Raw genomic sequence first — 14,056 nt, 5'->3', positions numbered from 1 at the left:
GCGAAAACGCGACGTTGGACACCACTGCAGGAGCCGGTATAGATATCGATCAAGTTACTGGTGATGGGCTTGTTAATGCTGAAGAAGCTTCATCTGATCAAGAGATAACAGGTAAAGTTTCTGGTGATGCAAGTGAAGGGGATACTGTACATATTTACTTGGGGGTTGGAGATAGCAAAGTTCTTATCGGTTCGACGGTAGTTCTAGCTGACAATACGTTCAAGTTAGTCACACATGGTTCGAATCTTATTATGGGTAACCCTGCAGATCTTACCGCTACTGTGACTGGAAGTGACGATGCTGGTAACGATTTTGTTGCTTCTAATACAGAGCGTTACTTTGTGTTCACAGATATTCCGGAATCTCCTGTAATTACAAATATCTCAGATGATTCTGCAGCTAGTGATTATTCTGAAGTTACATTGAGTGGTACTGGTGAGCCTGGCTTAACAATATTACTATTCGATGAAGACAGTAATCAGGTGAATGTAGCTCCGATTACAGTCGACAGTAATGGTAACTGGACCACTGATATATCGAACCTGGTTTCTACATCAGTTAATGACAACGAATTCTTTACAGCCAAACAAGTTGATAATTACGGTAACACTAGTGAATCATCGAATACCGTACATTACTACCATGGTGATTTTGACCCAGCACAGCAAGAAACTACAGATGACTTCGTCTTACTTGGTGGGGGAGATGATCAATTTAATGCCACAGTAGACGACATAGATAACAGATTAGTTGTAGATGGTGGCTCTGGTACAGATACCGCTGTGTTTGATTTCTCTTTGGATTCAGCTTTAGTACAGTTAAACGCTGATGGTTCAGTGACTATCACTGAAAGTAATAGTGATGTGAACACTTTCATCGAGTTTGAAAACTTCAACTTCACTGATGGTGGTAAAACTGTTGAAGAACTCTTTGCCCCTTCAGTTACTATTGTAAGGGATGAAGACGAATTCATTAACAGTGATAGACCTGTGGTTTCATATAATGTGACACTGCCAGCTGGTGCTGCAGTCGGTGCCACGCTGTCGATAGAAGTTGAAGGTCAACTTACTGAAACTAAAGTTCTTACTCAATCTGATATAGATTCTGGCTCCTTATCCTTTGATGTTGATATGGATACGGTTGTAGACGGTGAGCTGAATATTGATGCAGAGTTAACATATCAAAATCAGCCTGCAGGCACGCAATTTATTGGGACTGATGCGTTATCTACCAATATCGGCCCTAGTGCATCTAGTTTTAGTATTGACTTAGGTACAGAGCAGACAGCACAGTTCACTTTCGATTCTCACGTAAGTGACGCTGAAGACGATTTAAGCAGTACTGATAATAAAGATGTTCAACTTTCGATTATTGATCTTCCTGAGCTTGGTTCTTTATATGTGGTTGATGGTGATACTCGTACATTAGTTGATGAAAATACAGTTCTAACTGAAGACACCCAAATCGAATATGTACTTGATGAGACTATAAACTCAGACCTGTCTTTTGATGCGTCTGAAGATTTTAATAACATTAGTGGTTCAGAGACAACCTATACATTGGGCAGCGGAGTAATCATTTCTGGTGGTCGTTTCGATGGTGATAGACCAGATTCATCTAGCACATTAACACCTGAAACATTGCATTATGATAATGCAGTGAATGAGTCGGGGTTAGGTGTAGGTGATAAAGAACTTGACGTCTCAACTAAAGATTATATATCTATAGACTTTACTCAGGTTGGTGATTCTAATGCAAGTGAGGTAACAGTAACTGAGGTTAATATCGATTTTGGTAGTGTTTGGGCTAACTATGCTGACAGCAATTCTGCTGATGCTGAGATACAAGTTATCCTGTTTAAAGATGGTGTTCAGGTAGGCCATGACCCTTACATCTTTGACGATGATAGTAATTCTGCCGTTTATGATGGAAGTGGTGAATTCACTGCAAATATTCAGCTTGATGGTGGGTTTGATGAGATTCGCGTATATACAGTTAATGGGGACCTATCAAATGGATCGAACTCAAATATCACATTGCAAGGTGTTGAAGTTTTAGATGCGATTGTTTCTGAAAAAATCACCTATGAAGTTACAGACAGTGACAAAGGAACCGATACAGGTGTTATAACTATTTCAACTTCAAGTACACAAGATTCAACAAATCAAGCACCAGTTTTGAACGACTCTCAGTTTGATGCTTCAAACGAAGATCAGGTTGTTAGCTTGTCTCTGGAGAAGCTTAATATCACTGATGCTGATGGAGACCAGACATTTATTACAGATGTAACGGTTGACCCATCTTATGGTTTTGTTCAGCTTGTAATAGATTCAGAAGGGCAAGTGACCTCTGCAGAGTTTACACCAGCTTCGGATAAACATTTCGATAGTGTACCGTTCGCAGTTACTGTTTCAGATGGAGTCAAATCTACTGAAGGTACTGCAACACTTACGGTAAATGCTGTAGCCGATAAACCTAATGTCACAGTAGTATTTGGGGATGCTTCAAATGTTGTAATTAGTGATGCACTGCATACTAAGCTCGTTAATGCTGACGCTAATACCAGTTTTACTGAGAGTGATTATGCTGAACTTGGTCATACTGTAATGAATCAATATGGTCAAACAACGGGGACAGTAGGAAATGATTTAATCGTTGGTTCTGATGTAAGCTCTGGTGATAGTTTGATTGGAGATGCTAATACAAACCCAGGAGGCAGCGGTTCTGATATTTTCGTTGGACGTGATGGAGATGATCATATATCTGGCGGTACAGGTTCTTTGGATGCTGCAAGCGCTATTGATACAGCAGTATATGAAGGTAACTTTTCTGAATACAATCTAACTTTTGTTGGTGATACGACGACCTTACATGATTGGACAATCGTAGATAATTTGAATCGCGACACACCGGAGTCGGGCAGTACTGGTGATAAACTGTATCAAATTGAACGCTTGATTTTTGCTGATGCCATTGTTGAATTGAATGAAGATGGAACATTTAATGTACTTCAAGACGTTGGCTTTACAGTAACAGCTTCGGTAGCAGATACAGACGGTAGTGAGTACCTAGATGAAGTTAGAATTTCCGGGTTACCAGATTCTGCAGAAATTATTGATAAAGATACTGGTAATGTTCTTGGTGGTTTCGTAACCGGTGGTGATGAATCTGTTTGGGTCATTGATATTGAAGGTGACACTACACAGCAGATTAACTATAACAATCTTGCAGTAAGAGATACTTCAGGTGAACAGTTAGATGTTGACGTTGAAGTCGTTGCTGTTGATGTGAATGAAAACGTTTCAACAGCGAGCACCAGTGTTAATGTTGCTGAAACTAGCGATATCATAGCAGAGCAAGGCGGGAGCGTACCAACAACAGTTATTACTCTGATTATTGATTCTTCTGGAAGTATGGCAAGTACTCCGAGTGGTCTAAGCGACATGAGAATTGAGTACGTATTGCAAGCTTCAATAAATCTATTGGAAAACGTAGCTGTTCAAGAAGGCAGTGAAGATGTTCTAGTACAGTTAATAGATTTTGATTCTAAAGCTACGAATACAGGATGGAAAACCGTTGCTGAAGCCATCGCTATTTTGACGACAGCACAAGAAAAAGTAGATGAGAACAATTACAAGGGTATCTTCGATGCGCAAGGTGGAACGGATTATGAAGATGGAGTAGAGGCTGCAATCTCTGGTTATAATTTTTCTCCAGTTTCAGGTTTGTCATCTGATGAAACCAATGATGTTATTTACTTCTTAAGTGATGGTCGAGATAACGGTAATTGGGACAGCGAAACTAACAGTGCTTGGGATACATTCATTGCTGACAAAGATGTGACTGCTGTTGGAATTGGCAGTGCAAATAGCGTTCCTGTAAGCGGTCTAACTGAAGTCGCAGGCAGTAATGGAAAAATTGTATACATTCCAGACTCATCAATCACAACGGAATTACCAAAACTTCGCCCAACAATCGGTATTGCTGGTTCGTTGTTGTTATCTCTATCTGGCCTAGATGCAGTAGCAGTAATGATTGATGAGAGCAAAGCGTCAGTGATTCAGAAAGTCGATACTGATGGAAACACCATTAACCTGCCAACAGGTCTAACATTTACCAAAGACACTGTCGGGAATGAACTGTTTGTTGATATTGGTTACGGAGAATTCCGGGTTGCACAAGATGGTTCGTACTATTTCCAACCATCAAGTAGCAGTGCGGCAATTGAAACCGGTAAAGCTGTTGCATTTGAAATTATTGTAACTGTAGAGGACAGTCAAGGCGTTCAATCACAGCAATTGATTACATTAAATCTGAGCCCTAGCGGCGAGGTAAATGTTGCACCTACTTCTTCGTTTAACGCATCGACAGGCGATGATCAGTTCCAGGGTACTGAACAAGATGACATCATCTTAGGTCATGCCGGTAATGATGTACTTCTAGGAGCAACTGGTGACGATATTTTACTCGGTGGCGACGGTAGCGATATCTTAATCGGCGGTTTAGGTGATGACATTCTAACTGGTGGCGACGGTGATGATATCTTCAAGTGGGTTGATGAACCTTTGAACAACTATCAAGACGTTATTACTGACTTTGAAGTTGGCAGTGACCGTATTGATTTATCTGAACTCCTTCATGATGAAAATACAATGGATGATGTTCTTGCACATTTGTCGGCTAAGATTAGCGATAACAACCAAGACCTAGAGTTAACCATTACTAGTGATCAAGGTTCTCAAACTATAGTATTACAGGGTCAAGCAAGTAATCTTAGTGGTTTTGACGTCGATTCTTCTGGTGTTTATTCCGGTGATGAATTGACGAATTTAGTAAATTCACTAATGACTAACCTACCAAACTCTTAATTCATGAATAACAAAAAGGGCCGAAAGGCCCTTTTTTAATGTGTCTGTTTTGTCATATAAAATAGAGTCTAAAGCTCAAGGCTTAAAGAACCTTACAAGCAAAACCTTTCAGGTAGAAACCTTCTGGGTAGGCAGTGTCTGTTAGGTGGTCGGCTGCTTGCTCGAAGCGTTCTACGAACTTAACAGTGCGGCCTGCATCTAATGCTGCATCAGCAATGATTTTTTGGAACAAATCAGTACCCATTAAGCCAGAGCAAGAGTAGGTGAGTAGAGTGCCGCCTGGTTTCAGGATTTGCATTGCAAGCATGTTAACGTCTTTATAGCCGTTGGCGCCTGAAGTTAGGTTATTCTTGCTTGAAACAAATTTTGGCGGATCCATAATCACTACGTCAAACTTAGTGCCTTGATCACGGTACTCACGAAGCAGTTTGAAAACGTCAGCGTTTAGGAATACAGCGCGCTTTTTCGAGATATCAAACTCATTAAGTTCAGCGTTGAATTTAGCGGTATCAAGAGCAAGTTGAGATACGTCAGCGTTGATAACACGCTTCGCGTCGCCTTTAAGTGCGTAAAGGCCAAAGCCACCTGTATATGAGAAACAGTTAAGGACATCTTTGCCTTTAACGTACTTCATCGATTCTTTGCGGCTATCACGTTGGTCCATGTAGAAGCCTGTTTTGTGGCCTTCCATAATGTTCACGCTGATTTTAACGCCATTTTCTTCAATCACGATAGATTTTGGTGGCTCTTCACCATGAAGAACGCCGACAACTTGTTCTAGGCCTTCTTTCTTACGAACTGCCACGTCTGAACGCTCGTAGATGTTGCAGTCAGGGAAGCACTCGATTAACGCTTCAACCAATACGCTTTTGTTAAACTCAGCGCCAGCACTTAGCAGTTGGCAAACAAGAAAGTCTTGGTATTTGTCGATTGTGATACCTGGTAAGCCATCAGACTCTGCGGCCGTTAGGCGGTAGCCCGTTAGACCATCACGTTCGATAATGTCTTCTCGTAAAGACTGTGCGTCTTGAATTCGTTTTACGAAGAACGCCTTGTTGATCTCTTCTTTTTCAAATGTCCAAACACGAGCTCGAATTTGAGATTCTGGTGAGTAAGCCGCTTTTGCAAGCCACTGACCATTTTGAGCATATACGTCTACAGTTTCACCTTGTTTTGGTTCGCCTTCGACCTTATCGATACCGCGTGAAAATACCCAAGGGTGTTTGCGGCGTAGTGATTTATCTCGGCCTTTAGCTAGATGAATTGAAGGAGTCATAATTTACTCTGTTTGTTGAATTTGAAGGAGGGGTATTGTCGGGGAAGTGCAGGTGAAAAGCAAATAAGAAAGGGCTGCAGAAGCAGCCCTAGTAATGATTAATCAACACATTGTGGTGGATATCAGTATTAAGCTTTAAGACCTGTCAGCAAACCTTCCATCGTATCGCTTTGTTTACGAAGTTGGTCAACATTGGAATTACTCTTACTGATCATCTCGCAGATACTGTCTGACTGATGACGAATCTCTTCAACACTCTGTGCAATGTTGTCAGCGACTACGCCTTGTTCTTCAGCCGCGGTAGCAATTTGAGTGCTGCTATCTGAAATAGACTGGTTTTTTTCCGCTAATGAACCGATCTCGACGTTCACTTCTGACATCAGTGTTTGGCCTTCGTTAGCATTGTTCACCGTGACTTCCATCAGCTTGGTCAGTGATTGACTGTTACGTTGTAATGATTCAATCATGCTTTGGATTTCAACCGTTGCTTGCTGAGTACGACCGGCAAGGGCACGAACTTCATCGGCAACAACAGCAAATCCACGACCTTGCTCGCCAGCACGTGCGGCTTCGATAGCTGCGTTCAACGCTAACAGGTTAGTCTGTTCAGAAATACCGTTGATGGTTGTGACTACTTCATCGATCTGCGCCGCGTTGGCATCCAGTTCTTCTACTGCTTGTGAAGCGGACTGGATCTCTTGAGATAGGCTAGAGATAGACTCCAGTGTATTTGAAACCTTGACTTGACCGCTCTGAGCAACGCCGCGAGCGTCCATCGTTTGTGAGCTAGACGCATGAGCAAGGGTAGCGACTTCGCGAATGGTAGCCGCCATTTGTTCCGTTGCACTTGCTAAGCTATTCAGGTGTTCTTGTTGGTTACCTGAGATGTCTGAACTTTGTTGTGTTGACTGGTTCAAGTCCGAGCTGATCTGCTGCATGAGAGCGACAGACTCTTGGATTGATAGAACCATGTTTTGCTCACGTTCAGCGACTTTATCGATTGTAATCGCGATTTCACTGAACTCGTCACGAACTAAGAAGTAGTTCATGCGGCAAGTTAAGTCGCCATTCGCAAGCGTGTTCAGAGCTTTGTTCATAGAGAACATCGCGCCGCCAATAAAGGTCATGATGTAGTAAACACCTAGTGCGATAAGCGTTAGGGTTACAGCGATGATAGAAACCTGAGTCGTCGATAGAGCAGACCCAAGGTTTTGGTCATGGTTAGCAACTAGGCTGAACGCTCCATTCATCACTGAAACAGAACCAGCACCGTAGCCTAAAGAGATGGTTTCAGAGCTGCTGACAAGCTGAGCTACTTGATCTTTAGTGAGTTGACCCGCTTCGATAAGCCCTTTCATCAAGAGCATTTCTTCTTGATAAAGGTGAGCAAGTAAAGAGTCCGCGGCACTATCTAAAACGAGAGTTAATATAACCAGGGCGAGAAGAGGCAATAAGAAGAGTAGATAGAACTTTTCTTGGATTTTTAGGTGAATGAGATATTTGTCAATCCAACGAAATGGGATTTCTTTCATAATCGTTATACTCGAAGTAAGTCCACCAATAAGCGGTGAATGAATAGAAACTCGACTATATCATTCATATAATTTATGAGGCAACGTTATGGAAAGTTCACAATATATTTTTGTCGTGTCAGGCGTAGTTCAATGTGTTGGGTTCCGTTACCACACCAGTAGGCAGGCGCAAGCTATGGGTCTCTCAGGTTATGCAAAGAACTTAAATGATGGTCGAGTTGAAGTGTTAGTTGTCGGAGAGAGTCAGCAAATTGAGAAGTTACATGCTTGGCTCTATATTGGCCCTTCGAGCGCAACAGTAGACAACGTTGTGATGCATCAAGTTAAAGATAGTGAGCGCCAAGACGTACGCATAGGGGCGTTTAAAATACTGTAGTTGTAGCACTACAGTATTTTATATTGAACGTAACTTAATGACCTAAAGCGGGTTAGGTTTTACAAGCACTTTGCTGGTTTAGGTAAACCGGCGAGCTTGGTCGCTTGTTTTGCAGGACCTTTTTTGAATAACTTGAAAAGGTACTTACTATTGCCTTTTTCTGGGCCGTGAGCTTTTTCCATTGCTTTAACGAGCATGCGAACCGCTGGTGAGGTGTTGAACTCTTCGTAAAAGCTCCTTACAAAATGTACGACTTCTAAGTGTGCATCTGTAAGTTCAATCGCCTCGTCTTGAGCAAGAATTTCAATCATGCCTTCTTCCCATTGCGTGTAATCCAATAGGTAGCCTTGAGCGTCGGTTTCGATTTGCTTGCCGTTATATTCAAACATGTTTAATCCAGAATCCAATTAACTATGCGGATAGGGTACATGACCAAGTTTGTCTTTCTCAACAGAAATTGTAGCTATCCAATGAAATATCGTACTTATAGATACAAAAAAGCCCAAGAGGTAGGCTCTTGGGCTAGATATTCTTCAATGATGGGAACGATTAGTCGTCGCTGCCCATGATGCCTAGGATGCTTAGTAGGCTGATGAAGATGTTGTAGATCGATACGTACAAGCTGATCGTTGCAGAGATGTAGTTTGTTTCACCGCCACGAATGATGTTTTGCGTTGTAAGCAAGATAACACCAGTCGAGAACAGGATGAACATACCGCTCATTGCCAATGATAGTAGAGGCATTTGTAGGAAGATGTTTGCAACCATACCTACAAGTAGTACTACGAAACCCGCTAATAGCATGCCATTAAGGAACGACAGGTCACGCTTAGTTGTTAGTGCGTAAGCTGATGCGCCCATAAACGCCAGTGCTGTACCGCCAAGTGCAGTTAGGATGACATCACCCATGCCTGCGCCAACGTACATGTTTAAGATTGGACCGATGGTGTAGCCTAAGAAACCTGTAAATAGGAATGTGAAGACTAGACCCATGCTGTTGTCACGGTTCTTTTCTGTTAGGAAAAGTAGGCCGTAGAAGCCAACTAGCATGATAATAAGACCCGGGCGAGGAAGGTTCATCGCCATGGATACGCCTGCTACAACAGCAGACCAAAGTAGTGTCATAGACAGTAATGCGTAGGTGTTACGCAACACTTTATTGGTTTGCAGAGCACTTTCTTGAGATGCTGTGCGTGAAAACATAGGGCTGTTCATAATCTTCCTCGTAAGGTGACTTCAATAGTTATTAGTACATTTATGGGGGTGAAAGTTCGAAAAATCAAGTCTCTCATTCCTCTTGTATACCTAAAATAATAATCAAAATAGTCGGTTAAGTGTTTCTGAAGGTGTAACAAAGTATTTCTTAAAGTGCAGTTAAGGTTCGTTGTTCAATTTTAATCGCACTGAATCGCTGTTTATAATCTTGAAAAACTAATTATAACACTGAAAACAAAGAGGCGACCTAAGCCGCCTCTGTAGTTTATGCATCATAACACATTAGTGGTGTAAGATTTGGCTTAAGAAGTTCTGCGTTCTGTCTGATTGTGGGTTTTCAAAGAAATCGACAGGGTTGTTCTCTTCTATGATTTCACCGGCATCCATGAAGATAACGCGATCCGCGACCTCTTTAGCAAAGCCCATCTCGTGCGTTACACAAAGCATCGTCATGCCTTCTTCTGCAAGCTCAACCATTACGTCTAACACCTCACGAACCATTTCTGGATCGAGCGCCGACGTTGGCTCATCAAACAGCATCACTTGAGGGTTCATACACAAAGAGCGAGCGATAGCTACACGCTGCTGTTGACCACCTGAAAGCTGACCTGGGAACTTGTCCGCTTGCTCAGGGATTTTTACGCGCTCTAGGTACTTCATTGCAATCGCTTCGGCTTCTTCTTTTGGCATCTTTTTGACCCAGATTGGAGCCAGAGTACAGTTCTCTAATACCGTCAGATGTGGAAACAGATTGAAGTGTTGGAAACACATGCCGACATCTCTACGCACGGCTTCGATGTTCTTTAGGTCTTCCGTTAATTCATTACCTGAAACGAAGATATGACCTTTTTGGTGCTCTTCTAATCGGTTGATGCAGCGGATCATCGTTGATTTACCAGAGCCTGAAGGGCCACAGATAACGATTTTCTCGCCTTTTTTAACTTCTAAATTGATGTTCTTAAGTACGTGGAATTCACCGTACCACTTGTTCATGTCTTTCAACTCGATCATAAGACCTTGAGAGTTGTTTTCTGTCTGCTGCGTCATAATACGTCCTTGATCTTGTTAATTATCGTTTGTGACCGGTGTGAAGTCTGTTTTCTAGCCATATCGAATATCTCGACATGCCAAAACAAAACACCCAGAACACTAACGCGACAAATACATAACTTTCTGTTGAATACCCAAGCCATTCAGGGTCGGTATTCGCGGCTTGGCCAATTCCTAGTACATCAAACATACCAATAATCAAAACAAGACTGGTATCTTTAAACAAACCAATGAAGGTGTTCACAATTGAAGGAATCGTGATTTTAAGAGCTTGAGGTAGAATGATAAGCCCGGTCTTTTTCCAGTAGCTTAACCCCAGAGCATCAGCTGCTTCGTATTGGCCTTTTGGTATTGCTTGTAGACCACCTCGAACTACTTCGGCCATGTAGGCTGCACTGAATAGAACTACCCCTACAAGTGCTCGAATGAGCTTATCGGTTTCTGTCCCTTCTGATAAAAAGAGTGGCAGCATTACTGAAGCCATGAATAGAACTGTAATGAGCGGTACGCCACGCCAAATTTCGATGTATACGGTACACATACTGCGAATGATCGGCATCTCTGAGCGACGCCCAAGAGCAAGTGCAACACCAATAGGGAGTGACACTACAATACCAACAAGTGCGATGACCAGTGTAACCAATAGGCCGCCCCATTTATGGGTATCAACAACTTCTAACCCAAAGACGCCACCGTATAGCAAGCCGGCAATGATAAATGGGTAGATGTTGACGAAGAACAACCAAATCCACGTACGTTTAGGTGTTTTTTCATAAGCCAGTAAGGCTACAAAAATGGCCAACGTTGCGTAGAAGAGGCGAGGTCGCCACAGTTCAGCTTCTGGGTAGAAGCCATACATGAATTGGTCCCAACGAACGCTGATAAAAACCCAACAAGCGCCTTCGCTAGTACAGGCATCGCGTGTGGTTCCTATCCAGTCGGCACTGATGAATGCCCAATCCGCTATTGCCCATAATAGGGTGAAAGCAAAGTAAGCAAGAATCACAGTGACGACGCTGTTAATAGGTCCATTAAATAGATTTTTTCTTAACCAACCGACTGGCCCAACGGTATTCGCTGGAGGCGGAAGATCAGGTTGAAATTGATGTGTACTCATCTTATCTCTCCACCAACGCTACTTTGCGGTTGTATATGTTCATTAGAGCGGACGTTAATAGGCTCAAGGTTAGGTAGACGCCCATTGTCATCGCGATTACTTCGATAGCTTGTCCAGTTTGGTTAAGTGTTGTTCCTGCAAATACAGAGACAAGATCAGGATAACCAATGGCCATCGCAAGTGATGAGTTTTTGGTCAGGTTTAGATACTGACTGGTTAGTGGTGGGATAATGATTCTTAATGCTTGTGGAATAATGACAAGCTTTAGAGTTCTAGAACGTGGGATGCCTAGAGACATCGCAGCCTCAGTTTGCCCATGGTTTACCGCGTTAATACCTGAACGAACAATCTCAGCAATGAACGCTGCTGTATAGATACTTAAAGCGAGCATCAATGCAGCAAGCTCAGGGATTATCGTAACACCACCCTTGAAGTTAAACCCTTTCAACACAGGGTAATCTGCAGAGATAGGCATGCCCATAACAAAGTAAGTTATCAACGGTAAGCCTAAAATCAACGCAGCGGCAATTCGCAACATCGGTGTTTGTTGGCCGGTCAGTTTCTGTCTGTTCTTAGCCCAGATGTTGATAATAAATGTAGCGATAATACCGACAATCAATGATGCGATGACAATGCTACTGCCTTGCTCAAAGACTGGAGCAGGGAAGTACAACCCGCGTACGTTCAAGAAAATTGCTTCACCTAGACTCATACTTTGACGAGCAGAAGGCAAGGCTTGTAGAACGGCGAAATACCAGAAAAAGATTTGTAATAGCAGAGGGATATTTCGGAATATCTCAATGTAGACAGCTGCAAATCGGCTAACTAGCCAGTTTGAAGAGAGTCTAGCGATACCCATACTAAAGCCCAGCACTGTCGCTAGCATGATGCCGAGTACTGAAACCAAAGCGGTATTGAGAAGACCGATAAAGAATGTACGACCGTATGAGTAGGTCTCGTCGTATTCAATCAGTGTTAAGCCGATACCAAAACCAGCTTCTTGTGAGAGAAAATCAAAACCAGTGGTGATACCACGGGAATCTAAGTTTGTGAGTGCATTATTTACAATCGTGTAAAAGAAAGCACAAAGCGCCCCGACGGCGATAATTTGGAAAATGATGGAGCGAAAAGTGGGGTTGTAAAATAAGTTGGCACTTTTGGGCTGTGGCTGTGGCTTTGCCTGAGCTGGAGAAATAGTTTCATTAGGTTTCATACTACTATAACCTCAAATCCATTTAATAAATAGGGCGGAAAACTCCGCCCTAATTGATGCTTGAAAATTTATTAACGGATTGGTGGAGCGTACATAAAGCCGCCCGCATTCCATAATGCATTTACACCACGAGAGATTTGAAGTGGAGAACCTGTACCAACAGTACGCTCAAAACTCTCACCGTAGTTACCAACTTGCTTAATTACTTGGTAACCCCAGTCGTCGCGAATGCCAAGGCCTTTACCTTTAGGACCGTCTACACCAAGAATACGTTTGATGTTTGGATCTTTTGACTTAAGCATTTCGTCTGCATTTTTAGAAGAGATGCCGTATTCTTCCGCGTTAATCATTGCTGAAAGTGTCCACTTAGCAACGTTAAACCATTGATCATCATCCTGACGAACAACAGGGCCTAGAGGCTCTTTAGAGATGATTTCAGGAAGTACTTCTGCAGATTTAGGATCAGCTAGGTTTAGGCGAAGTGCGTATAGACCAGATTGGTCAGTCGTTAGCACGTCACAACGACCTGCGTCGAAACCTTTCGATGTTTGTGCTGCCGTATCGAATACCACTGGCTTGTAAGACATGCCACTGTTACGGAAGTAATCGGCTAGGTTAAGTTCAGTTGTTGTACCTGATTGAACACATACAGAAGCGCCATCAAGCTCTTGAGCACTTGTTAGGCCAAGTTCTTTTTTAACCATGAAGCCTTGACCATCGTAGTAGTTAACGCCTACGAAGTTCAGACCTAGAGCAGTGTCACGATGTAATGTCCATGTTGTGTTACGAGATAGTACGTCGATTTCGCCAGATTGAAGCGCAGTAAAACGCTCTTTTGCTGTTAGAGGTACATACTTAACTTTAGTCTTGTCACCGAGTACAGCCGCTGCAAGAGCTTGACAATACTCAACATCAATTCCTTCCCATTCACCTTTTGAGTTAGGGTTAGAGAACCCTGGAAGACCGGTACTTACACCACAAGTTAGAAATCCTTGAGATGTGACTTTGTCCAGAGTGCTTTCTGCCGCTGATGCCGATGTTGCCATCATCGCAGTTGATGCAGCTACTACTGAAGCAAGAAGTGTTAGTTTATTTGTCATTTGTATCCTTCCTTGTTAACCAGGTGACACCTGATACTCGTGCTCGTTTGAGTTTCTCTTATGTGTTGCGTTTTCTATGACCTTGTTGTTCAAATTAAACGAGTTGCATTTTGCAAATGAAACTGTGTGCGATTTAAACAACTGTTTATAAGGTTAGGAAAGGATCCGTAGTTTCACAAATGTATAATTTAAAAAGAATTTTGAATGAAATCACAAATCCGAACACAATTAGAATGACCAAATGTTAAGTGAATGTAAATAGTGCAACGGTTCACACTGTTGGTGCAACGAGATTTAGATTTTTATATT

At 42.4% G+C, this 14,056-nt stretch carries 10 protein-coding genes; 2 read left to right on the top strand and 8 right to left on the bottom strand.

From position 1 onward, the window contains the following. Positions 1–14: 14 nt before the first annotated feature. Positions 15–4,868, top strand: a complete 4,854-nt coding sequence (locus AB4375_RS13635; RefSeq protein WP_372051803.1) for a hypothetical protein — start codon at positions 15–17, stop codon at positions 4,866–4,868. An 82-nt stretch (positions 4,869–4,950) separates the two neighbouring features. Here the strand turns inward: AB4375_RS13635 and AB4375_RS13630 are convergent, their stop codons facing one another. Beyond that, entirely contained in the window at positions 4,951–6,144 is a 1,194-nt protein-coding gene (locus AB4375_RS13630) for a class I SAM-dependent methyltransferase (RefSeq protein ID WP_017059708.1), read from the bottom strand. A 128-nt stretch (positions 6,145–6,272) separates the two neighbouring features. Further along, the gene (locus tag AB4375_RS13625) at positions 6,273–7,676 is read right to left on the bottom strand and encodes a methyl-accepting chemotaxis protein (RefSeq protein WP_372051801.1); all 1,404 of its coding nucleotides are present in this window, start codon (positions 7,674–7,676) and stop codon (positions 6,273–6,275) included. Positions 7,677–7,764: 88 nt separating this feature from the next. Here AB4375_RS13625 and yccX point away from each other — a divergent pair, with 88 nt between their 5' ends. After that, positions 7,765–8,052: an acylphosphatase gene (yccX, locus tag AB4375_RS13620; RefSeq protein ID WP_017059706.1), complete on the top strand. Its 288-nt coding sequence runs from the start codon at positions 7,765–7,767 to the stop codon at positions 8,050–8,052. A gap of 59 nt (positions 8,053–8,111) precedes the next feature. Here yccX and AB4375_RS13615 read toward each other — a convergent pair whose 3' ends face one another. The 6 genes from AB4375_RS13615 to AB4375_RS13590 all read right to left on the bottom strand — a co-directional run bounded on the left by AB4375_RS13615 (position 8,112) and on the right by AB4375_RS13590 (position 13,747). Continuing rightward, complete coding sequence (locus tag AB4375_RS13615; RefSeq protein WP_017057205.1) at positions 8,112–8,441, bottom strand: TusE/DsrC/DsvC family sulfur relay protein; 330 nt, start codon at positions 8,439–8,441, stop codon at positions 8,112–8,114. Positions 8,442–8,601: 160 nt separating this feature from the next. Next, positions 8,602–9,267, bottom strand: coding sequence for a Bax inhibitor-1/YccA family protein (locus AB4375_RS13610; protein ID WP_017057206.1), 666 nt, complete (start codon positions 9,265–9,267; stop codon positions 8,602–8,604). Between the two features lie 282 nt (positions 9,268–9,549). Next, complete coding sequence (locus AB4375_RS13605) at positions 9,550–10,314, bottom strand: amino acid ABC transporter ATP-binding protein (protein WP_017059704.1); 765 nt, start codon at positions 10,312–10,314, stop codon at positions 9,550–9,552. A gap of 22 nt (positions 10,315–10,336) precedes the next feature. Continuing rightward, on the bottom strand, positions 10,337–11,434 hold the full coding sequence (locus tag AB4375_RS13600; protein ID WP_372051800.1) for an amino acid ABC transporter permease: 1,098 nt from the start codon (positions 11,432–11,434) through the stop codon (positions 10,337–10,339). 1 nt (position 11,435) lies between these two features. Then, a complete protein-coding gene (locus AB4375_RS13595) occupies positions 11,436–12,647 on the bottom strand; it encodes an amino acid ABC transporter permease (RefSeq protein WP_372051798.1) in 1,212 nt (403 codons plus the stop codon). Positions 12,648–12,718: 71 nt separating this feature from the next. Next, entirely contained in the window at positions 12,719–13,747 is a 1,029-nt protein-coding gene (locus AB4375_RS13590) for an amino acid ABC transporter substrate-binding protein (RefSeq protein ID WP_017059701.1), read from the bottom strand. Positions 13,748–14,056: the final 309 nt, after the last annotated feature.

Origin of the sequence: Vibrio sp. 10N.261.51.C6, from assembly GCF_041471785.1 — a bacterium.
GTDB lineage: Bacteria > Pseudomonadota > Gammaproteobacteria > Enterobacterales > Vibrionaceae > Vibrio > Vibrio crassostreae_C.
Note: the sequence above shows the minus strand (reverse complement) of the source record. Positions and strands in the feature narration are given on the sequence as shown.

What these genes read in the sequence shown, in the direction of transcription:
- AB4375_RS13630 (WP_017059708.1), bottom strand. Translation starts at nt 6,144, where the DNA reads ATGACTCCTTCAATTCATCTAGCTAAAGGCCGAGATAAATCACTACGC.
- AB4375_RS13625 (WP_372051801.1), bottom strand. Translation starts at nt 7,676, where the DNA reads ATGAAAGAAATCCCATTTCGTTGGATTGACAAATATCTCATTCACCTA.
- yccX (WP_017059706.1), top strand. Translation starts at nt 7,765, where the DNA reads ATGGAAAGTTCACAATATATTTTTGTCGTGTCAGGCGTAGTTCAATGT.
- AB4375_RS13615 (WP_017057205.1), bottom strand. Translation starts at nt 8,441, where the DNA reads ATGTTTGAATATAACGGCAAGCAAATCGAAACCGACGCTCAAGGCTAC.
- AB4375_RS13610 (WP_017057206.1), bottom strand. Translation starts at nt 9,267, where the DNA reads ATGAACAGCCCTATGTTTTCACGCACAGCATCTCAAGAAAGTGCTCTG.
- AB4375_RS13605 (WP_017059704.1), bottom strand. Translation starts at nt 10,314, where the DNA reads ATGACGCAGCAGACAGAAAACAACTCTCAAGGTCTTATGATCGAGTTG.
- AB4375_RS13600 (WP_372051800.1), bottom strand. Translation starts at nt 11,434, where the DNA reads ATGAGTACACATCAATTTCAACCTGATCTTCCGCCTCCAGCGAATACC.
- AB4375_RS13595 (WP_372051798.1), bottom strand. Translation starts at nt 12,647, where the DNA reads ATGAAACCTAATGAAACTATTTCTCCAGCTCAGGCAAAGCCACAGCCA.
- AB4375_RS13590 (WP_017059701.1), bottom strand. Translation starts at nt 13,747, where the DNA reads ATGACAAATAAACTAACACTTCTTGCTTCAGTAGTAGCTGCATCAACT.